This window comes from Streptomyces sp. NPDC058145, from assembly GCF_042884245.1.
GTDB lineage: Bacteria > Actinomycetota > Actinomycetes > Streptomycetales > Streptomycetaceae > Streptomyces.
On sequence record NZ_JBHVUH010000019.1, the window covers coordinates 26,730 to 47,448 of the forward strand.

General features: G+C 68.8%; 14 protein-coding genes and 1 pseudogene. 9 read left to right on the top strand and 6 right to left on the bottom strand.

Annotation, left to right across the window (positions count from 1 at the left end):
- Positions 1-97 precede the first annotated feature (97 nt).
- Positions 98-2,446 carry a bifunctional SulP family inorganic anion transporter/carbonic anhydrase gene (locus ACFVVO_RS33790; protein ID WP_390060121.1) on the bottom strand — a complete coding sequence of 783 codons (2,349 nt, stop codon included), beginning with the start codon at positions 2,444-2,446 and terminating at the stop codon, positions 98-100.
- 337 nt (positions 2,447-2,783) lie between these two features.
- On the opposite strand from ACFVVO_RS33790, the gene ACFVVO_RS33795 reads away from it, so the two are divergent.
- The gene (locus tag ACFVVO_RS33795; protein ID WP_390060123.1) at positions 2,784-4,049 is read left to right on the top strand and encodes a hypothetical protein; all 1,266 of its coding nucleotides are present in this window, start codon (positions 2,784-2,786) and stop codon (positions 4,047-4,049) included.
- A gap of 3 nt (positions 4,050-4,052) precedes the next feature.
- Here the strand turns inward: ACFVVO_RS33795 and ACFVVO_RS33800 are convergent, their stop codons facing one another.
- Positions 4,053-5,033, bottom strand: coding sequence for an ATP-binding protein (locus tag ACFVVO_RS33800; RefSeq protein WP_390060125.1), 981 nt, complete (start codon positions 5,031-5,033; stop codon positions 4,053-4,055).
- Positions 5,034-5,133: 100 nt separating this feature from the next.
- Between ACFVVO_RS33800 and ACFVVO_RS33805 the strand changes: the two genes are divergently transcribed.
- Positions 5,134-5,958 (top strand): oxidoreductase, encoded by an 825-nt coding sequence (locus ACFVVO_RS33805; protein WP_390060127.1) that lies wholly within the window; start codon positions 5,134-5,136, stop codon positions 5,956-5,958.
- Positions 5,959-6,317: 359 nt separating this feature from the next.
- Here the strand turns inward: ACFVVO_RS33805 and ACFVVO_RS33810 are convergent, their stop codons facing one another.
- Positions 6,318-7,151 (bottom strand): HAD family hydrolase, encoded by an 834-nt coding sequence (locus ACFVVO_RS33810; protein WP_390060128.1) that lies wholly within the window; start codon positions 7,149-7,151, stop codon positions 6,318-6,320.
- Positions 7,152-7,731: 580 nt separating this feature from the next.
- On the opposite strand from ACFVVO_RS33810, the gene ssd reads away from it, so the two are divergent.
- From ssd to ACFVVO_RS33840, 6 genes and pseudogenes are all read left to right on the top strand, one after another.
- Positions 7,732-8,838, top strand: a complete 1,107-nt coding sequence (ssd, locus tag ACFVVO_RS33815) for a septum site-determining protein Ssd (protein WP_390060130.1) — start codon at positions 7,732-7,734, stop codon at positions 8,836-8,838.
- Positions 8,835-9,584, top strand: a pseudogene (locus ACFVVO_RS33820) (CpaF family protein); the annotation flags it as partial. The gene ssd and the pseudogene ACFVVO_RS33820, both read left to right, overlap by 4 nt.
- A 97-nt stretch (positions 9,585-9,681) precedes the next feature.
- Positions 9,682-11,139 carry a tyrosine-type recombinase/integrase gene (locus ACFVVO_RS33825; protein WP_390060131.1) on the top strand — a complete coding sequence of 486 codons (1,458 nt, stop codon included), beginning with the start codon at positions 9,682-9,684 and terminating at the stop codon, positions 11,137-11,139.
- Entirely contained in the window at positions 11,139-13,115 is a 1,977-nt protein-coding gene (locus ACFVVO_RS33830) for a hypothetical protein (RefSeq protein ID WP_390060133.1), read from the top strand. Before ACFVVO_RS33825 ends, ACFVVO_RS33830 begins: the two co-directional genes overlap by 1 nt.
- Positions 13,112-15,487, top strand: coding sequence for a hypothetical protein (locus tag ACFVVO_RS33835; RefSeq protein WP_390060135.1), 2,376 nt, complete (start codon positions 13,112-13,114; stop codon positions 15,485-15,487). The genes ACFVVO_RS33830 and ACFVVO_RS33835 overlap by 4 nt, the downstream gene beginning before the upstream one ends.
- On the top strand, positions 15,487-15,915 hold the full coding sequence (locus ACFVVO_RS33840; protein WP_390060137.1) for a hypothetical protein: 429 nt from the start codon (positions 15,487-15,489) through the stop codon (positions 15,913-15,915). The genes ACFVVO_RS33835 and ACFVVO_RS33840 overlap by 1 nt, the downstream gene beginning before the upstream one ends.
- A gap of 271 nt (positions 15,916-16,186) precedes the next feature.
- Here ACFVVO_RS33840 and ACFVVO_RS33845 read toward each other — a convergent pair whose 3' ends face one another.
- From ACFVVO_RS33845 to ACFVVO_RS33855, 3 genes are all read right to left on the bottom strand, one after another.
- Positions 16,187-17,782 carry a peptidoglycan-binding protein gene (locus ACFVVO_RS33845; RefSeq protein WP_390060138.1) on the bottom strand — a complete coding sequence of 532 codons (1,596 nt, stop codon included), beginning with the start codon at positions 17,780-17,782 and terminating at the stop codon, positions 16,187-16,189.
- 51 nt (positions 17,783-17,833) lie between these two features.
- Positions 17,834-19,294, bottom strand: coding sequence for a hypothetical protein (locus ACFVVO_RS33850; RefSeq protein ID WP_390060140.1), 1,461 nt, complete (start codon positions 19,292-19,294; stop codon positions 17,834-17,836).
- A gap of 350 nt (positions 19,295-19,644) precedes the next feature.
- Positions 19,645-20,067, bottom strand: a complete 423-nt coding sequence (locus ACFVVO_RS33855; protein WP_390060141.1) for a hypothetical protein — start codon at positions 20,065-20,067, stop codon at positions 19,645-19,647.
- A gap of 126 nt (positions 20,068-20,193) precedes the next feature.
- On the opposite strand from ACFVVO_RS33855, the gene ACFVVO_RS33860 reads away from it, so the two are divergent.
- The gene (locus ACFVVO_RS33860) at positions 20,194-20,595 is read left to right on the top strand and encodes a hypothetical protein (RefSeq protein WP_390060142.1); all 402 of its coding nucleotides are present in this window, start codon (positions 20,194-20,196) and stop codon (positions 20,593-20,595) included.
- Positions 20,596-20,719: the final 124 nt, after the last annotated feature.

The window sequence follows — 20,719 nt, forward strand, 5'->3', positions numbered from 1 at the left end:
TGTCCGTTGTGTCCCAGGCCACAGCTCATCAGACGCGGGGGTCCGATGACAAGGGTCGACGGCAAAATTGGTTTAGACCTGTCGACCGACTCGGCGGTCAAACCGGACTCCGCAGCTCCGGGGCCCTTCCGCTCTCCTGCTCAGCCTCCTCCCCCGCCTCCTTTCCCGCAGCTCCCTCCACATGCTCGAACACCGCGGTGCCGTCCCCGCTCCTCTCGAGCAGATAGGCCTGCGCCTCGCCCACGTGGAAGTACATTCCGTGCAGCTCCAGCGCGTCGGCCGCCAGAGCGCGAGCGACCGTGTCGTGCGCCCGCAGGTGCTCCAGCTGCTGGACCACGTTGGTCAGGCACAACTGCTCCACCGCGTCGGCGGCTGGCCGCCCGGCCAGCCGCGGCCGGTCACGGTGGTCGCCGGCCACCCGGGCGAGGCTCGGCCGCCCATGCCCGAGCCACCGCTTCAGCGGGGTCACCGCGCCCCCGGGCTCGGCGGTCAGCAGCGCCTGCATGGCCCCGCACCCGGAGTGCCCGCACACCGTGATCGACCGCACCCCGAGCACGTCCACCGCGTACTCGATGGCGGCCGCCACCGAGTGGTCGCCGTGCTCCTCGCCCGGCGGCGGCACCAGGTTGCCGATGTTGCGGACGACGAACAGGTCGCCGGGACCGCTGGAGGTGATCATCGACGTGACCAGCCGGGAGTCGGCGCAGGTGAGGAAGAGCTGCGAGGGCCGCTGTCCCTCCCGTGCCAGCCGCGCCAGTTCCTCGCGCACCAGCGGGGCGGTGTTCCGCTGGAACGAGCTGATGCCACGAGCGAGTTCATGAGTGACGAGCGTGGTGGGAGCCTGCGCGAAGCAGGCCTGGTGGTTGCGCCAGGGCGTCCAGGGCCGGCACCGGCACACCGCGGACGGGCCGGGATCCGACGAGCGGAATCTGTCGCGCCGGCCGGTCAGCTCGGCGGTCCCGCCCCGCGCGGTGTGCGTGTTCTGCCAGTCCTGCAGTGACTCGTACGCCGCGTGGTCCATGAACGAGCCGTCCAACTCCACGACGGCGTGGACGCCTTGGGGTACGAGATGCAGGGCTCTGCTGAGCCGGGGTACGGCGAGGAACGTCAGCTGGCCTCGTACGTGTACGTGATGGACTCCTTCCTTCTCCGTGTGCGTGATACGGGTATGGGCGAGGCGGTGCAGGGCGAGGGCGACCGCCACGGCGACCCCGAGGGCCACGCCCTCCAGGACCCCGAAGATCACCACGCCGAGTGTGGTGGCGGCGTACACCAGCACTTCACGGTGGCGGGTGACCGTGCGGATGTGGTTCAGGGACACCATCTGGATACCGACGGCCATCACCAGGGCGGCGAGCGAGGCGAGCGGGATCCACTCCAGGAGCGGGACCATCAGCAGTGCGGCGACTACTACGAAAACGCCGTGCAGCATCGTGGAGTTCCGGCTCACCGCACCTGAATTCACATTCGCGGTGCTCCGCACGGCCACCCCCGCCACGGGCAGTCCGCCGAGCGCCCCCGAGACGATGTTGGCGGCGCCCTGGCCGAGGAGCTCGCGGTCGAGGTCCGAGCGCCCGACGTGGGCCTGGGGCCCGGGCCGGGCAGCGACCAGCTTGTCCACGGCGACCGCGCCGAGCAGCGACTGCACGCTGCACACCAGCGTGGTGGTGAGCACGGCGGCGGCGATGCCGAGCCCCGGGCCCTCGGGCAGTCCGGCCAGCGCGTGACTGCTCCAGGTCGGCAGGTCGACCCGGGGCAGGACCAGTCCGGTCAGCGCGGCGGTGACGGTGGCTCCGGTGACGGCCACCAGGGCGGCCGGGACCCCGCGCAGCAGCCGGCCGGCGCGGCCGGGGACGCGCGGCCAGGCCAGCAGCAGGGTCAGGGTCATGGTGCTCATCGACACGGCGGCCGGGTCCAGGGCCGCCAGTTGGGCGGGCAGGGCACGCAGGTTGGCGAGGACGGAACTGTCCGGGCTGCCGCCGAGGACGATGTGCAACTGGGCGACGGCGATGGTGACACCGATGCCGGCGAGCATGCCGTGCACCACGGCGGGGCTGACGGCGAGCGCGCCGCGGGCCACGCGCAGGCAGCCCAGGCCCAGTTGGGCGAGTCCGGCGAGGACGGTGATGCCGCAGGTGGTCCGCCAGCCGTAGCGGTGGATGAGGTCGGCGGTGACCACCGTGAGTCCGGCGGCGGGGCCGCTGACCTGCAGCGGGCAGCCGCCGAGCCGGCCGGCGACCAGTCCGCCGACAGCGGCGGCGACCAGGCCGGCCTGGAGCGGGGCGCCGGTCGCGAGGGCGATGCCGAGGGACAGGGGCAGGGCGATCAGGAAGACCGCGAGGGACGCGGACAGGTCGGCGCCCTGGACGGGGCGGCGACGCGGGGCCCGGGGCGGGCTGTGCGGCGGGTGGGAGTGGTGGGTGTGGGTGGGCGCGCAGGCCGTCATGGTCCCGTCTCCTCCGGGTGGCGCGGTCGCGTACTGGGTGGTTCCCCGCCGGTGCGGGGGCTCGGTCGCGGCCGTGGGGTCACGGCGTGCAGCGGCGGGATGAGATCAACGCTTCGTAAACGAACCGTAATGCCGAGTAAAGGTCATGCATAACTTTTAGTCGCAAATGGGGTAAATAGTCACCTCTATGGGCGAAGCGATCATTTCATCGGCTTGTCGTACTAATTCCTTCTCGGGCCCGTGCGACCTTGGCGGCGCTGTCGGTACAACCCGGCACATCACCGGAAAACGCCCTCATCAGCGTTTGCCTGAGAGAAGGAAGAAGGTGGGGCGGAAGATGGCCGCCACCCAGAGGATCGCCGCGGGCGCCATGGTCGCCGCGGCCTGTACCGCGTCGCTGGCCGGTTGCTCGTCCGGCGGCAACGGCCCGAAGGAAGGAGCGTCCGGCCCGCGGCAGGGGGCGCCGGCGCCCAACAGCGTGCTCCGTCTGATCGGCGACGGGTCCACCGCGTACACCGGCGGGCAGCCGCACCTGCCCGTCCCCGAGCGGCTCAAGTCCGGTCAGAAACCTCCTCAGTTCGTGGTGTTCTCCTGGGACGGTGCGGGGGAGGACAGCCAGAAGCTGTTCTCCCACTTCCGCAAGGTCTCCAAGGAGAACAACGCGACGATGACGTACTTCCTCAGCGGCGTGTACCTGCTGCCGGAGGAGAAACGCGAGCTCTACAGACCGCCGCAACACGCCCCGGGCAGCTCGGAGATCGGCTTCAACGACGCGCAGGGCATCTCCGACACCCTCAAGCAGGTGCGGCTGGCCTGGCTCGAGGGCAACGAGATCGGCACCCACTTCAACGGCCACTTCTGCGGCCCCGACGGCGGCGTCGGCGAGTGGTCGGTGCAGGAGTGGAAGAGCGAGATCGCCCAGGCCAAGCAGTTCGTGAAGAACTGGCGGACCAACACCGGCATGAAGAAGGCCGCCCCCCTGCCCTTCGACTACGACAAGGAGCTGATCGGCGCCCGAACCCCCTGCCTGGAGGGGCAGAAGAACTTCAGGAAGGCGGCCCACCAGCTGGGCTTCCGCTACGACTCCAGCGGAGTCGACGACCAGGTGTGGCCGGAGAAGAGGGAAGGCCTGTGGGACCTGTCGATGCAGCTGGTCCCCTTTCCCGGGCACACCTACGAGCAGTTGACCATGGACTACAACTTCATGGTCAACCAGTCCGGCACACAGACCCAGGGCGACCCCGACATGTACGACTACTGGGGCGACCAGATGCGTGACGGCCTACTCAAGGGCTTCTACCGGGCCTATGACGGCAACCGCGCCCCGATGATCATCGGCAACCACTTCGAGTCCTGGAACGGCGGCACCTACATGCGCGCCATCGACGAGGTGGTGAAGGAGGTGTGCAACAAGCCCGAGGTGCGCTGTGTCTCCTTCCACCAGCTCGCCGACTGGCTGGACGCGCAGGACCCGCGGACGCTGGCCGAACTGCGCACCCTGAAGGTGGGTGAGGCGCCCCGGCAGGGCTGGGCGTCCCTCCTGTCCGGGCGCCCGGCTCCGGCGCCGAAGGGCGCCCCCGGGGCGCCGGCGGTCAAGCGGTAGGCGTCACACCGAAGCCGCCAGGCCCTCACCGAGCACGAACCCGGGGTCGACCTGCGCCGCCAGGTCGGCCCCGGTGCGCTCGTTGCCCCAGGCCTCCGCGTTCCGCAGGTGGAAGTGGACCATCTGGCGCGTGTAGCGCTCCCAGTCGCGCAGTTCGTACGTGGCGTCGGCGGCGGCCCGGAGGGTCTGCAGGGAGCGGACGTTGGCCTCCTCCAGGAGGCCGAACCGGGGCGGGTGGCCCTTCTCCATGGCGCGCACCCAGTCCGAGTGCCCAACCGTCACCAGCAGGTCGTCACCGGCCTCCGCACGGAGGAAGTCGATGTCGTCCTGCCCTTGGACCTTGTTGCCGACGACCTTCAGGGCCACGCCGAAGTCGCGCGCGTACTCCTTGTACTGGCGGTAGACGGAGACCCCCTTCCGGGTCGGCTCGGCGACGAGGAACGTCATGTCGAAGCGGGTGAACAGGCCGGAGGCGAAGGAGTCCGAACCCGCCGTCATGTCGACCACGACGTACTCGTCGGGGCCGTCGACGAGGTGGTTCAGGAACAGCTCCACCGCTCCCGTCTTGGAGTGGTAGCAGGCGACCCCCAGGTCGGCGTCCGTGAAGGGGCCGGTGACCATCAAACGGACGGCGCCACCGTCGAGTTCCACCGGGCGGGCACAGGCGTCGTACACCGCGTTCGGCTCCGGCACCCGCACCAGCCGAGAGCCCTCGCCGGGCGGGGTCGTCTTGATCATCGTCGCGGCGGAGGCGATGCGCGGGTTGGAGCCGCGCAGATGGTCCTTGATCAGCGACAGTCGCTCGCCCATCGCGGGCAGCGCGGCCGCCTGCGCCTCGTCGAGGCCGAGCGCGGGTCCGAGGTGCTGGTTGATGTCGGCGTCGATGGCCAGTACCGGGGCGCCGGTGGCCGCGAGGTGGCGGATGAAGAGGGAGGAGAGCGTGGTCTTGCCGCTGCCGCCCTTCCCGACGAAAGCAATTTTCATGTTCACGAACAGTAGTGAACCGATAGCTGTATGTGTCAGACGGAGTGAAGAAGACCACTCCTTCGTGGGGTGGGGTGGTGGGATGCGTAATGTCGTACTCATGAGTACGACAGGCGCGACCGCCGATCCGCTCGCGGCCCTGGGCTCGCTGCCCGGTGTGGCCGAGTCCGTGGAGTCCGTGCGCAAGGCCGTGGACCGGGTCTACGGGCACCGGGTCATGCGTCGCCGCAGCAACGAGATCACCTCCGAGGCCGCCCTGCGCGGCTCCCGAGGCTCGGCCGCGCTGTCCGGCGCCGACTGGGCCCTGGAGGAGGTGCGGCGGCGCTCCGACTTCAGCACCGACGCCGAGGCGATGGTCATGGGCGCGGCGCTCAGGCTGACCGCCGAGGCGGGTCAGCTGCTGTCCATCTGGCGGCAGTCGCCCCTTCGGGTGCTGGCCCGGCTGCATCTGGTGGCCGCCGCGACCCAGGGCGACGAGGTCGGCCGTCCGCGCCGGGCGGGCGAGCCGGTCGACGAGCCGCTGCTCGAGCTGCCGCTGCCGGACGCCCGGGAGGTGTCGGGCCGGCTGGAGGGCCTGGCGGACCTGATCATCGCGGGCTCCTCGGCACCGGCGCTGGTCACCGCGTCGGTGGTGCATGGGGAACTGCTCGCACTGCGCCCCTTCACCTCGCACAACGGCCTGGTCGCGCGCACGGCCGAGCGGATCGTCCTGATCGGCAGCGGACTCGACCCCAAGGCGGTCTGTCCGGCCGAGGTGGGCCACGCCGAGTTGGGCCGCGCCTCCTACCTGGCCGCGCTCGACGGGTATGTCTCCGGCACCCCCGAGGGCATGGCGGCCTGGATCGCCCACTGCGGCCGTGCGGTCGAGCTCGGAGTGCGCGAGTCCACCGCGGTCTGCGAGGCGCTGCAGCGCGGGGCCGCCTGAGCCGCGAGCGGCGGGGGCATGCGAAAGGCCCCCGGTAGGGGGCCCGGACAGGGTTGCGGCGGTACGAGTTCTCGTACCGCCGCTGGCATGCTCACCGGGTTACCAAGCGTCCTCGATATGTGCCCATCAGGTCGGGGACTTTGCCCGTCACCTGGTGCGGCTGGCCCGTAATCGACGGGTCGACGTCGCGTGGGTGCCCGGTGTTCATGCGGAGTCCGTGGGGCCATGTGCGTAGTAGTAGGGGATCCTCACGGATGTCCTTTGGTCTCGCGGGCCTGAACCCTTTGTACTGCACCCCCGGAGCAAGTGGAACCCCTGCCCGCACATCTTTACTTTCAGGTCCAAACGGCGTGAATCGGTCAGGAGGTGATGCTCCGGCGCCGGCTCGCGTACCAGACGAGGCCCGCGGTCGCGGCCGCCGCTCCTACGGCCGCCGCCGCGACGAGGGCCGGACGGGGCGGTACGGAGAATCCGGGCAGCCGCTGCTTGAGCCGGACCGGCCGGGCGAACTCCAGGACCGGCCACCCGCGTGCGACCGCCTCGCGGCGCAGCGCGCGGTCCGGGTTCACGGCGTGCGGGTGCCCGACCGCCTGGAGCATGGGCAGATCGGTCGCCGAGTCGCTGTAGGCGTAGCAGCGGTCCAGGTCGTATCCCTCGGACACGGCCAGCTCCCTGACTGCCTCGGCCTTGGTCGGGCCGTACGCGTAGTACTCCACCTCCCCGGTGAAGCAGCCGTCGTCGCCGACCACCATGCGCGTGGCCACCACGCGGTCGGCGCCCAGCAGCTCCCCGATCGGCTCGACCACCTCGGCGCCCGAGGTGGACACGATCACCACGTCGCGTCCGGCCGTGTGGTGCTCCTCGACGAGGGAGGCGGCCTCGTCGTAGATGATCGGGTCGATCAGGTCGTGCAGGGTCTCGGCGACGATCTCCTTCACCTGCTGGACGTTCCAGCCTCGGCACAGCGCGGACAGGTACTGGCGCATCCGCTCCATCTGATCGTGGTCGAGACCGCCGACCAGGAAGACGAACTGGGCATATGCGGTACGCAGCGCGGCCCTGCGGTTGATCAGTCCACCCTGGTAGAAGGACTTGCTGAAGGTGAGCGTGCTCGACTTCGCAATGACCGTCTTGTCCAGGTCAAAGAAGGCTGCTGCGCGGGGCAAGGAGCGGTTTTCCACGTCCCTGAGCATAGGCGCCCACCATTCGGCGTAAGGTGGGGCGCGTGGGTTTGCCTGAGAAGGCTCTCGGGTACACCATGGAAGTCACGGATCGTTCGCGACCGTGCTAACCCGGCCCGACTCCTCCCCCCCCGAGTCGGCCGTGGGGACGACCCCCGCTCTCCCCCCCGGCGGGGGTCGTCGCATGTCCGGACGGGTTTTTCTCCCCTTTTCAACATGTCTCGCGGCCGGTCGCGTGCAGCACCGACCGGCCTTCGTCATGCCCGTGACCCGTCACGGAAAGTAACCGACGCGCTGCTCTGTGGAAGTCGCGGAGAGGCCGGCTCAGAGGTCACCGGTATGGGTGACGGCGATATTCACAACCGCTGAGTTGTCCACGGTTTTCGACCAAGATCCACACGATTTTCCGGATCGCCGCACCGTGATTCCCACGCGCTCCGACGGCGGCGAGTTCATGGCCGGTTCCGATTGCCGGAGTGCCTATGGCCGGTTTCTGTCGCCCTGCAAAGGACGCCGCTTGCCGGTTCTTCACATCTTTGGGAATCGCGGGGCCGCGGAGGCCGCGCGGAAGACATGGGAAGGGGGAGCACACGTGACCGGAACCGTCGCCCGCGACCCGTCACCGGCCACCGGAGGCCTGCCGGGACGGCCGCTCATCGTCACCGAGGACGCGGATCTCCTGGACGATCTGCTGCGCCTGTGCGCGGCCGCGGGCGCCACGCCCGAGGTGCATCACGGTGTACCCGATCACGGCGGTGGCTGGGAAGCGGCCCCGCTCGTCCTGGTCGGCGACGACGCGGCCCGCCGACTGCGCGGAGCGGCGCGCCGGCGCGGAGTGGTGCTGGTCGGCCGTGACCAGGACGACTCCGGGGTGTGGAGAAGGGCCGTACAGATCGGCGCCGACCACGTCCTGGTGCTGCCCGACGGGGAGCAGTGGCTGGTCGACCGCATCGCCGACGTCGCCGAGGGCGTCGGCCGCCCGGCCCTGACCGTCGGGGTCGTCGGCGGCCGTGGCGGGGCCGGCGCGTCCACACTGGCCTGCGCCCTCGCCGTCACCTCCGCTCGCGAGGGGCTGCGCACCCTCCTCGTCGACGCCGATCCGCTGGGCGGCGGACTCGACGTGCTCCTCGGCGGGGAGAGCGCCGAGGGACTGCGCTGGCCTGCCTTCGCCGCCTCCCGCGGCCGGGTCGGCGGCGGCGCGCTGGAGGAGTCACTGCCCCGGTTGCACTCGCTTCGGGTGCTCAGCTGGGACCGCGGCGACTGCGTGGCCGTCCCGGCCCAGGCCGTCCGCGCGGTGCTCGCCGCCGCCCGGCGGCGCGGCGGCACGGTCGTCGTCGACCTCCCGCGCCGCCTGGACGACGGGGTCGCCGAAGCCCTCGCCCAGCTCGACCTGGCGCTGCTCGTCGTCCCGGCCGAACTGCGGGCGGTCGCGGCCGCCGGCCGGGTCGCCTCGGCGCTCGGCATGGTCGTACGGGATCTGCGCGTGGCGGTCCGCGGGCCGTACGCGCCCGGCCTTGACGACCGTGAGGTCGCCCGGCTGCTCGGCCTGCCCCTGGCCGGCGAGGTGCCCGTCGAACCGGCCCTGCAGCGCGCGCACGGCACCCCGAAGCCGCCCGCCGTGACCGGCCGCGGCCCGCTGGCCCGCTTCTGCACCACCTTCTGGGAACAGGCGCTGGTCGAGGCGGGAGGCCCCCGATGACACCGCCCGGACTCGACCGGGCCGACGTCACGGGCCTGCTGGACGGGGTCCGCCGCCGACTGGCCGAGAGCGGCGCCGAACCGACCCCGGCGCGCGTCGCCCAGGCACTGCGCGAACAGGGCCGGGTCCTCGGTGACGCCGAGGTGCTCGGCGCGGCCGAGCAACTGCGGTCGGAACTCGTCGGAACCGGCCCGCTGGAGCCGCTGCTCGCCGATCCGAGCGTCACCGACGTCCTTGTCTCCGCCCCCGACCGGGTGTGGGTGGACCGTGGCGGCGGCCTGGAGCTGACCCCGGTGGCCTTCCCGGACGCGGCGGCAGTACGGCGTCTCGCGCAGCGGCTGGCCGCCGTGGCCGGTCGCCGGCTGGACGACGCCCGGCCCTGGGCCGATGCCCGGCTGCCCGACGGGACCCGGCTGCACGCGGTGCTGCCCCCGGTGGCCGTCGGCTGCACCTGCCTGTCCCTGCGTGTCGTGCGGCCCCGGGCGTTCACGCTCGGGGAACTGGTCGAGGCGGGCACCGTGCCGCCCGGCGGGGACCGGATTCTGCGGGCGCTGCTCGGGGCCCGGCTGTCCTTCCTCGTCAGCGGAGGCACCGGCAGCGGCAAGACGACGCTCCTGAGCGCGTTGCTCGGTCTGGTCGAGCCCGGTGAACGGATCGTGCTCGCAGAGGACTCGGCGGAGCTGAGACCGGACCACCCGCACGTCGTACGGCTGGAGACCCGGCCGGCCAACCAGGAGGGTGCCGGTTAGGACAAGAGTTTGTAGATGTCTCTCTGTCTCGCCGGTACCTCGTGAGTGACTGTTAGGTTCAAGTGATCATTCATGTCTCAGAGGTGAGGGCTTCGTGGAGTACTTCTTCGTGTCGCACGCCAAGGTGCGCCGGCACGCGGGTGCCGTCGACGGGGTGGATCTGGACTGGGTCGAGTACGTGACCCGCTCGGGGGCGCTCAAGGAAGGCACGCCGTTCTTCCTGGGTCCGGACATGCGTCCGCTGGAGCCGTTGACCTCCTGTTTTTACGAGTTGGCCAAGCGCCTGGAGGCGGGTTCGCTCCAGGACTACGCGTATGACCTGATGGACCTGGTCGACTTCCTTGAACGGCTGGATCCACCGACGGATCTGCTGTCAGCCACGGAGGACGACCTCGTCGCGTACAAGGACGAGCTGATGGAGCACCGGGACGAGCCGGTGTCGGCGGCGACGTGGATGCGTCGGCGGGCCGCGATCCACAACTTCTACGACTGGGCCGTCGAGGGCGTGAAGCTGCTGGACCGGTATCCGTATCAGCGTCGCAAGAACGGCAAGGACGTTCTGTCCGAGTCCGTCGTCAACGATCTCGATGTCCGGCATCTGACCTATTCGCAGTGGCGGTTCTTGAAGCAGGTGGGGCTGCGTGGCCTGTTGCCGGACGAGCGGGTGGACCGGTCGTTCCGTGGGGCGACGCCGTTGCGCAACAGCGCGGCGGCGGAGCTGGCGGTGACGACCGGTATGCGTCTGCGGGAGTTCAGCACCCTTCTCGACATTGAGGTCGGGCCACCGCGCCGCGACGGTTCGGCGGCGCTGGTGGACCTGAAGAAGATGGCCAAGTACAAGCTGCCTCGCACGGTAGAGATCCAGCACGCCACGCTGAGGGAGATCGACTTCTACCGGCGCACGGAGCGGGCGAAGGCCGTGCATGCTGCGGCCCGCACGCTGCACCGCCGCCGGGCGGAGCTGTTCGTCGTCGACGACATCAACTCCCGTCAGGGCAAGGTAAGCGGCGTCCTGCACGGTCGCCGGCGGACCTTCGTGATCAATGACATGGATGTGGCCACGCGCCGGATCGCGGTCATGGAAGGGGACCGGGGACTGGAGCCGATGGCACTGTTCGTCGGCCGTGGCGGGCGCATGCTCTCCTCGCAACGCTGGCATCAGATCTTCGAGGATGCCCACATGCGGGCTCTGCGGATCAGCGAGGAGCATCAGCTCGAGACGGTGGTACCACGAGCATTCAAGATCCACGATCTGCGTCACACGTTCGCGATCTACATGCTTCAGTTGCTGACCGAGCTCGTGGCCGAGCAGGAGGCAGAGTTGCGGCGCATGGGCGGACACACCGCCTACCTGGCCGATCACATCAGCAAGTCGCCGCAGCTGACGGTTCAGCGCTTGCTCGGCCATCACCAAGCGACGTCGACCATGCGTTACCTGCGCTACATCCGCAAGACGAACCTGTTGGTCGCCCGGGCGATCGCGGACTGGAATGCCCAGGACACCACCTACGCCGACTATGCGGCCCGCCTGACGCCGGGGAGGGCTGCCTGATGCCGCGTCGGGGAGAACGCAAGAGCCGCCCACGTCCCACCATTGCCGCCAAGCCACCGGCTCCGCCTGGGCGGATCGCGGTCCGCGAACTCGTCTATGTCTACCGGCACCAGCGGATGGCCCACCGGATCGATCCGGCGGAGTTCCAGTGCTCGCTGCTGGCGGGCCAACTGGCCGATGCCTGGCTGGACTATCACCACAAGGCGGGCCTGACCTCGAGCAACACCTATATTGCCGCGATCCGCAGCTTTCTGAAGTTCGCCGACACACATCTGGCGGCCGCCGGACTCGATCCGGGCGAAGCCCGGCTCGACGGCGGCCCCATCGACCTGGCCGAGGTCATCTACCAGTGGGAGGAAGATCTCCTGCCCCGCTACAAGCCGACCTCGAACCGGCCGAACGTGTTGGCCGGGGCACTGCTGATCCTCGTGGGTCACCGGGCGGTCCGGGACGCGAAGGTGCCCGAGCGTCTGCGGCTGCGGGCGGAAGGGCCGCCGACGTTCCGGGGCGGCTCGAGCGAGCCGTTGGACGAGTTCGCCAATCACGAGCGTCTGCTCCTGCGGGACGCTGCCCAAGCCGACATCCGGGCCCTTGAGAAACGGCTCGCCGCCGGCCGGGCTCTGCTGGCTGAGGGCCAGGACCCGCGGAGTGGGGGCTGGCGGTCGCTGCCCAATCTGGTCTGGGCGGCCCGGCACGGCGTGCTGGACATGCCCGCTCTGCTGTCTCAGCTCCCGGCGCACTTCAAGTGGTGGCCGAAGCCGTTGAGGGACGTGGTGATCGACCCGCTCTACATGGCCCGCTTCGGTGGGAAGTACGGCGTGATGACCACGGTCAGCGGCCTGCTGTTCCCCTGCGAACTCGACCTGCAGCCCTTCCGGGTCCTGCTCCTGCTGGCCATGGGCGACGCCACCTCCGAGGAGGTGCACGATCTCGCCCTGGGCGACCTGGAGTTCAGCGACGAGGGGGTCCGGGTGCTGCAGACCAAACTGCGGGCCCAGCGGGTCCGTCCGCATCTGCACAGCAACGACGGGCCGCGGGAGAACGAGCGGCCTCTGGAGGAGGACGAGGCACCTGGTGAGTCCGCCTACCCCGGCACCGGCAACTGGGACGTCCCCGGACTCCTGCGGCGCCTGATCGCGGTGAACACCATGACGCGGGAGGCATTCGAGACCGATCCGTGGCTGTTCACAGCCGTCGAATCCACCGACTATCGGCGTCGCATGGCCGCGGGGCGGGCGATGTTCAAGTTCTCCGGGCGCCGGTTCACAGACTGGATTGCCACCCATCCGGACATGGAAGGCGAGCCGGTGAAGATCTCCCAGCCGCACGACGTCCGGCGGCTGCGGAAGACGTCGAAGACCACGCGGGTCGCCGCCCTGGGCGGCAGCTTGAGCGACCTGGCCGGGGACGACCACCACATCGAGGTCTTCCGAGGCCACTACGCGCACGGCACTACCGCGCACGTTCTGGCAGGCAGGGCCGTCAACCGGGCCCAGCGCGAAGTCTTCAGCAAGATCAAACCAGGAAAGCCCGTGCTGGTCACCGAGGGGGCCGAGGCCATGCTGGCGGAGCCGGAGACGGCGGCGGAGCTGGGCATCTCGGCTGAGCAGGGGAAAGCCTTGCAGTACGGAGAGCTCGACATGGGTGTCGTCAACTGCCGGGATCCCCACGATTCCCCGCACACGCCCAAGGGCAGGCTCTGCCACGTCGCGCCGGCGATGTGCATGATCTGCCCGAACGCGGTGGTGTTCACCTCGCAGCTGCCTCGGCTGCTGATGCTCGACGACCACATCGCCCACATGCGCAAGGTGCTGGCTCCACCGGTTTGGCAGGCAACCTGGGGCGTTCAGGCGGCTGCGCTCAAGGAAGTGTTCGCTGAGTGCGCGGAACAGCTTCCCGAAGCCCGCCAGCAGATCGAGGAGGGCAAAGCCCGCCTTGATCTGCCGCTCGGAATGCGAACGGAGTACGACCGATGACGACCGCCACGGCAGCCGTTCGTCCCTTGCCCTCACAGACCATCCCCGACGACACACCCGTCTTCGGCGGCCACCGGAACCTCATCCTCGGAGTCGAGGTCCCGCTCTTCGGGCAGGTCCGGAACTGGCCCGGCGACTGCCTTCGTCGGCCGGTGAACCGGGTGAAGAGCGCCTGGCAGGCGTCGTTCCCCACAGACCCGCTCTGGAACCTGCGGACCCGCGAGATCGCGTTCGGGATGCTCAACTCCAGTCACAAGATCCTCCGGGATGTCGGTCTGTTCTTCCGGGCCGAGAACTGGGGCCTGTCTTCGGTCAAGGAGATGTGCGACAAGATGCGGCTCATCGCCAAATGGGCGGTCGAGCAGGAGATGCCCCACGATCTGGCCGCTTGGGCGGCGGACGACTGGCAGGACTACCTCGAACATCACGCACTGACGTCCGGAACGTCGACCCTGGCCAACGCTGTCCTCACGATTCGCCGCCTGCTGGACTTCGCCCCCCTGCTGACCGGCGGCGGCCTGCTTGAGGACCCGTGGCCCGGGAAGTCCGCCTCGGAGGTGGCCGAGCGGACATACACGAGAGAGCTGTCCACCCCCTCCATCCCCCCGGCCATCTGGTGGCCACTCCTCCGGGCCGGCTGGTTCTACATCGACGACATGGCCCCGCAGATCCTTGAACGCCGCGACCAGCAAGCCGCGGCCGTGGCGGCCTCCGCTGGGACACGGCGCCAGACCCATCGTGCTCGGGACATCGACGCGAAGCTCGCCGCCTGGGTGCAGGACCCCACCTCCCTGGTGCCAGTCCACGCCAGGGACTACCGCGGATATCCGGCAGGCACGGTGATGTGGTCGACGCTGAGCCTGTGGCTGACGGGTGGCGTCAGCCAGGGCGTCTTCAAGACCGGCCGAGACTCAGACCGACACCAGATGAGGCGGAGGATGGTGCAGCGGCTGGTCGATGCCGGCCGGGTCCACCCCATCACGGCCGCCGAGGGCCGAGCCGCACTGGGCGATATCGACCGGCCCGTCCGTGGCCGCAACCGGAGGCCCGACGACCTTGATGCCCAGGTACAACAGTGGCTGGCTGACCCGGCGAACCGCATCCCGGTCCGCCGGGAGGCCAGCGTCCACGGGCCAGCCGGAGAGCCGGTCTGGCTAACTCTGGAAGGCCGCGTATTCGGCACAGTGACCAGGTCGAACGTTTTCACGAGCGGCACCGCCCGCACCCGTCAGCGACAGCAATGGGTGCGAGAGGCGATCACCGAGGACCGCACCGACTACATCGAGGACGGCGATCTCGAGCACGCTCTTCGGATGGTCAGAGCGGCCTGCTACATTTTCATCGCCGCACTCACGCTCATGCGCGACAGCGAACTACAGGAGATCGAGCGGGACTCTGTGGTCCAGCACTTCGGCTCCCCGGCGATCGCCTCGCAGAAGGTCAAGCACGATGAATCCCGCCCCCGCCTCAAGTGGTGGATCATCGAGCCGGTCGCACAGGCCGTGGCGGTCGCCGAACGCCTGTCCTGGCACGACAGCCACATCTTCGCCACCCTGGCGCCGCCCAGCAGGGTCCTGCCCGAGGGAACACGCGGCCGCGCCGGCTTCGACGCATTCCGCGACATTGACTTCTTCATCGAGAACATCAACAAGACCCTGGACCGGACCGGACTGGAGGCCATCCCCGAAGGGCTGGTACGGCCCCACATGTTCCGCAAAACCATGGCGATCATCACCGCCCAACAGCCCGACGGAGAAATCGCGCTCGGAATCCAGCTCAAACACGCCGCCCGCCGGGCCCTGGCAAACCGGGTCACCGCCGGGTACGGGAGGATGGACGCGAACTGGAGCAAGGAGTTCGACAACCAGCTCGAGCTGGCAGCCGCCCGCAAGCTCGTCGAACTCCTCAAAGCCCGGCGGCAAGGGGATCTGGTCGCCGTCGGCCCCGGCGCCCCCAGGCTCCACGCCGGCCTGGACAAGGTCATCACGTCCATGGACCGCGACCCGCACCTCCAGGCACAGATCGCGGACGAACGGATGCAGGTCAGCTTGCTGCGAGACGAGTTCGCCCAGCTGCACTTCGGCACGATAAACCACTGTCTGTGGCAGGCGTCGACCGCCGAATGCCAGAACCAACTGCCGGCCGAGCAGCGAGGCAAACAGCCGCTGCTCGGCGCCTGCCAGCCCGGCAAGTGCCGCAACTCGGTGCTGACCTTGAAGAACGCTCCCTACTGGATCGCCGAAGAAGGCGACCTGCAGGACACCCTGCGACACGAACGGCTATCCCAACCGCGGCGTGAGTCCCTCGAGATCCGTCTCGCCGAGGTGCAGTCGGTCACCTCACAATTCGCCACCCTGGAAGGTGACCTCTGATGCCGGTATCCGCAGCGACTGCCACGAAACTGCGTGAAGCCATGGCCCGGCTGCTGGCAGGTGAGCCCCTGCACACGAACGGCGCCCTGACCAAGGAGAACCTGGCCCGCGAGGCCCAAGTCAGCCACGCCACCGTTCACCGGGCTGAGGACATTCTCGCCGAGTGGGACGCCAAGGTCGCCCGCCCAGTCCTGAGAAGCCCGGGGGAAGTCGAACGAGACGAGACGATCGCGAAGCTCCGCCGACAGCTTCGCAAGTCCAAGGCCGAAGTCACAGAACTACAGGGCAAGTGCGATGCCCTCGCCGCAGTGACCGCGAACCTCTACCACGAGAACCTCGCTCTGAAGAGGAAGCTCGGCAACAGCCGGCGGCTGGCCTCCCTCCCGGCCCCGGCTGCAGAGCCCGACACCGTTCGAGCGGACGGCTGAGCACAGAGATCCCTACGCGATGGCACGACGAAGTTGTACGCCACCGGGGACGTTCGTCCGTACTGTCCCTTCAAGGAAGGGAGAGTACGCGGCAATGGGATCAAGCGGTGACCTCAAAACTCGGTGTCGAGTGCTACGGAGCCGACTTCGAGGAGCACTACCGCCGCAAGTGGGTCTCCCCGCTGGCCGGCTGGCACAGCGACCTCAGCATGCACGTCAACCCGCCGGACCTGTCCATCCTGCGCGCCGAGACCACCAGCACTGCACGGATTCAGCACTGCACCGTGAACCCCGCCAACTCCCCGAGCGTCGTAAGGGACTTGCACCCGGGGATGCCGTCCGCGTCGTGCCCCGTGTATCCCTGCGCCTGCTGTTCGGCCGCGTAGGCGGCCTTGGTCTCGTTGCCGAAGTGTCCGGTGGCACCGGAGGGGATGTTGCGCCCGCGGGTGATCAGGGCCTTCTGCAGGGTGCGTACCTCTTCGTTCGTCGCGCCGTACTGCACCCGGGGCAGATGGATCTCCGTGGGTGCCGTCTCGTCGACCCAGGTGAGGTCGGGGTTGGGGTCGGGGCACTTCGGGAGCAGCCGCAGGATGAAGGCGACGACCAGCACGGTGCCGGAGGGTGTGGTGACCGTCTCGCCGTCGGGGGCCGGGGTGTCGGCGATGTCGGCGGAGAGGGCCTCCGCCGGTGGCGGGGTGCCGGGGAACACGTAGTGCCCCATCACGCGCTCGGTTTCCTCGGTCGGGGTGAAGTCGGCGGGGATCTCGTTCCCGTCGAGCGTGGCTGTCTCGTCGAGGGTGGCCGTCTCGCTGGGGATGAGCAGGGCGGTCTGCGGTTCGAGGAAGCCCAGACCCATCGGCTCGCTCTCCCCGGAGGCCGCTTCATCGCCCTGAGCGGAACCGCGGACCACGCTCAGCGACCGGGCGAACACCACGGACTCGACGTAGGACGTGCATCTCCCCGAGGGCGGATCGGCGCCGTCGCACAGGTCCGGCGCGTCCTTGGCGAACCGCCATGCCCGGGACCGCAGCATGGCTGGGTCCAGCCACGGCCGCACCACGCGGACCAGGCAGTACTCGAACGACACCGACTCGATCCCAGCCGCGGTGTCCGGCAGTTCGCTCCGGTCGATCCGCAGCACCGCCCACGGCTCGTTCAGGATCCCGGCGGGGGAGAACCCGGTGACGGCGTACTGGCTGCCGTCGGGCGAGGTGGCCCAGTTGGCCGAGCCAGCCTCCGGCTCGAACTGGCGCCGATAGGCGATCCAGGTCTGTGCCGGATCCTTGTCGCCCAGGCTGTCGAGGTCGAGCAGCGCGGCCTCGACCTCCTTGCGGTGCCCCTTGACCAGCCAGTCCTGCTCCGCCTGGTGCAGCGCGGCGGTCAGTGCCGCTTCCTTCGCGCTGCCCTTGCTCTCCGCCAGCGCGGTCTGCGCCGCCACCACCGCGTGGCCGCAGCTCTGATAGGCGAGGTAGACCGGGGAGGGCGCCCGGGCGCCGCCGGCTTCCCGGTAGAGGAGTTTCTGCGCGGCGGCGTACCGCTTCTGCTCGGGGGGTGTGCGCGTACTGGTGGCGAGTTCGGCCGCCAGGACGTCGCGGTAGATGTCCCACAGATGCTCGACACCGTCCCACGACCACCCGGGGCCCGTCACCGGCACACGGTTGACCAGCTCTGCGAACTCGGCGGCAGTACGGGCCTGTTGGACGGTGGACGCGCCGCTCTCCGCGAAGCGCAGGGCGTCGGCGGTGTACCCGGTGGTCAGGGTGGGGATGCTGACCACCGTGCCGTCCTCCGCGAGGACGTCGCGGATACGTGCGGCCACCGCCGATACCGCACCGGCATCGACACCCTGCGGCGTGACCTCGGGCATGTCCTTCGCCTCCGCTCGCCTTCGGCTGCTCAGTGCGTCAGACGAGGTGCGTCAGACGAAGTCGGATTCGGGGAGATCCGGCAGCGGGTCCGGTGTCTTGCCGAGCAGGTGATTGACGAAGGCGATGACCTGCATTCCGGGTACGGTCAGCGTGGCTCCGTCGGTTTCGGCGTGGTAGTGGTTTCCGCTCTCCTGGTGGCCGTAGCTCCCGCGCAGCGTGAACGGCCCCCAGCCGACACTCGCCGACCCCTCGAACTGGCTGCTGTACTCGTGGTACGCCGCCGAGAACGCGGCGGACTTGATCTTCACGTTGCGGACGAAGACCGCCTGCAGTGGATAGCCGACGAACGTTCCGGTGGGCGGCGTGGCCCCGTCCGACGGCATCTTGTCGAACATCCAGCCGTCGCCCTGGCGCAGCGTCCAGCCCCTGTTGATGAGGAACTCGGGGTAGAACCACGGGCGGATGACCTGGGCCTGCGTCATGTCGTACGCCAGCTCGAAGTCCTCCACCGTCATCGTGGAGTCGAACGAGGTGGTGGTGCTCGCGGCATCGCCACCCGCGTGCCAGAAGCCCCATGCCACGTCTCCGCCGGCGCTCCAGGTCGTGCTCTCGCTGTGCGCTGTGGTGTCCACCATCGAGTGGTTCATCCCGTACCCGGTCCAGCCGCCGGCGGACGCGAAGTCGCCGGGGGCCACCGTCGTGTAGTAGAACCGCTCACCCGGGGCCACGGCGTTTGCCAGGGCGTCCTTGTAGAAGGTCTCCAGATTCGCCTTCCAGAGCATCAGCGACTTCTCGGTGGTCTGGTTGATGTACGCGTTGATCTGGTCCACGTCGTTGCGGTACCCGGTCGAAGCCCAGTCGTCCTCGGCCAGCTTGGCCTGCATGAGGTAGAGCTGTGCGTTGGACGCCCAGTCCATGACCGCGCCGGCTCCCGCGTCTCCCTTGGCGGCGTACGCGGCGACCCGCTTGTTGTTGTACGCCGTCTGGGCGGCGATGTAGGCCATCTCCTTCTGCTTGTACGCCTGCATCATCGGCGAGTCCTCGGTGACCTCCTTGTCCTGCTTCGTGACGAGGTCCTTGATCGTCCGCTTGGTGCGCAGCAGGTCACGGAATTCGTCCAGCCTGGCCTTCTGTTCGTCGTTCAGTTCATGGTTGGCGACCTTGGAGAACTTCAGGATCTGGCCGTAGATCTCGCTCAGCCGCATTCCCGCGTCGTTGCGGTACACGCCCTGCTGCTTGTCGTGGGTGTAGGCCGCGCGCGGATCGGGCACGAAGTCCACCTGCATCGCCCAGTTGTAGGCGTGCTGGAGCTTGGCCTTCTCGACTTCGGCGGTACCGGTGCCCAGGCCCTGTGCGGCGAAGTCGAAATCCTGCTCGGTGTACGGAAGTCCCGGCATGCACCAGGTGATGAAGGAGCTCTTGCTGGGCGGCAGACTGCCGTCACCGCCGCACAGGGTGTCGTACATAGTGTTCCGGAAGATGCCTCCGAGTTGCTGAAGAGTGACTGCCATGACGGACTCCTTGCGTTCCACAGAGAATGGCTGCCGTCCCCCGAGGTGTGCGCGGACCGCAACGCGTGTTCGCGGATCGCGCCGCGTCGGCGTAGCAGCATTCCCACGGGGTCCGGCACTACCGTCCCTGGTGCCGCTCCGCCTGGACGTGGTCGCGTGCGTTCAGGACTGTGAGTGGCCCTATATCAATCGTCAACCCTCTGGACCTGAACGTCCATTCGAGAGGGAGTAGTTGAATTCTGATGCTTGAATTCGCCTGCAGCCTCAAATGCCTCCGCCGCCTCCGAACCTCATTCTGAAACGATCAGTAAGTCGCACGCTTTGTCGCACAGGAGTCGGCTCCGGTTCCCTTACAGAGTCGGGCAGGTGCCGCCGGTCACAGAAAAGAGCGCCGGAAAACCCTTTCCGGAAGCCGCCAGATTGAGAAGGCCGACGAGTTGGTCGGCGGTGGTGGCCGCCTCGGCCGTGCCCGGTGCCAGGAGGGTCATCGACTGCCAGGGTCGGCCGTTGTAGCGGAAACAGAACGGGAACGAAAACAGTTGAATCCCAAAATCAGTCGAGACCGCATTCGGCATCGAGAGCGTGGCGACGGCGGCGTGGCCCGTGGCCTGGTTGTGCTCCTCCGCGGCCGTGATCCCATCCACTTCGGCCGCCAGGTCCTGGGCCACCTGTGTTTCTTCCTCGGGGCACCAGGCACCCCAGACCGGTGACAATTCAAGGGACTCCGTGACGAGCTCGTCGAGCGTGGGCGTCAGATCCGTGTCTTCTCCCATGACGGTTCAACTTTCGTGCGAAGGGACACGCCGCAGCCATTCACACTTCAATATGGGCCCATACATGTCGTGTTGCAACTCCGGACAGGTTGCCGGACTCTTGAGCTGAGGCTAGGAGGCATTACCATGGCGACAGTCTCAGTCAGCTCTCAGACGTTCAATGTGACCGTTTTTCAGGTGTCAGGTACCAACTCCACGGGACTGGGAAGCTCCTTCAATGTCGGAAGCCTCGCGCCCGTTACGGACACGGCACTCGCCACTCCCGGGGTGAAGCTCACCGTCGACGTTCAGGCCGAGAACACCAAGGGCGCGGCCAACTCGCTCACCGTTGCCGTGATCGACCCGTCGGGAAGCAACGGCTTCTTCGGTGAGGGCGCGATCAGTTGGGAGGACGGAGACTCCGGCGTCGCTTGGATCGAGTTCACCGGGTTTCCGCTCCAGGCCGACCAGGTGACTGAGACGGGAGAGTGCGGACTCTCACTGCAGACCTCAACCGAGGACGTGAGCGTGCGGGTGTTCACCGAGTGAGCGCCCCAGCCACGCCGAGCAACGCTGACCACCAGGTAGCCCCGCCGCCACCCCCTACACCCACCTCCTGGAGCGCGGCCCCGCTGGGTGGCGTCAGTGAGGAGCCGTCGCACCGCACAGGGAT

Bases quoted from the DNA above. Each gene is read 5' to 3' on its own strand.
- ACFVVO_RS33790 (WP_390060121.1), bottom strand. From the start codon at position 2,446: ATGACGGCCTGCGCGCCCACCCACACCCACCACTCCCACCCGCCGCAC.
- ACFVVO_RS33795 (WP_390060123.1), top strand. From the start codon at position 2,784: ATGGCCGCCACCCAGAGGATCGCCGCGGGCGCCATGGTCGCCGCGGCC.
- ACFVVO_RS33800 (WP_390060125.1), bottom strand. From the start codon at position 5,033: ATGAAAATTGCTTTCGTCGGGAAGGGCGGCAGCGGCAAGACCACGCTC.
- ACFVVO_RS33805 (WP_390060127.1), top strand. From the start codon at position 5,134: ATGAGTACGACAGGCGCGACCGCCGATCCGCTCGCGGCCCTGGGCTCG.
- ACFVVO_RS33810 (WP_390060128.1), bottom strand. From the start codon at position 7,151: ATGCTCAGGGACGTGGAAAACCGCTCCTTGCCCCGCGCAGCAGCCTTC.
- ACFVVO_RS33830 (WP_390060133.1), top strand. From the start codon at position 11,139: ATGCCGCGTCGGGGAGAACGCAAGAGCCGCCCACGTCCCACCATTGCC.
- ACFVVO_RS33835 (WP_390060135.1), top strand. From the start codon at position 13,112: ATGACGACCGCCACGGCAGCCGTTCGTCCCTTGCCCTCACAGACCATC.
- ACFVVO_RS33840 (WP_390060137.1), top strand. From the start codon at position 15,487: ATGCCGGTATCCGCAGCGACTGCCACGAAACTGCGTGAAGCCATGGCC.
- ACFVVO_RS33845 (WP_390060138.1), bottom strand. From the start codon at position 17,782: ATGCCCGAGGTCACGCCGCAGGGTGTCGATGCCGGTGCGGTATCGGCG.
- ACFVVO_RS33850 (WP_390060140.1), bottom strand. From the start codon at position 19,294: ATGGCAGTCACTCTTCAGCAACTCGGAGGCATCTTCCGGAACACTATG.
- ACFVVO_RS33855 (WP_390060141.1), bottom strand. From the start codon at position 20,067: ATGGGAGAAGACACGGATCTGACGCCCACGCTCGACGAGCTCGTCACG.
- ACFVVO_RS33860 (WP_390060142.1), top strand. From the start codon at position 20,194: ATGGCGACAGTCTCAGTCAGCTCTCAGACGTTCAATGTGACCGTTTTT.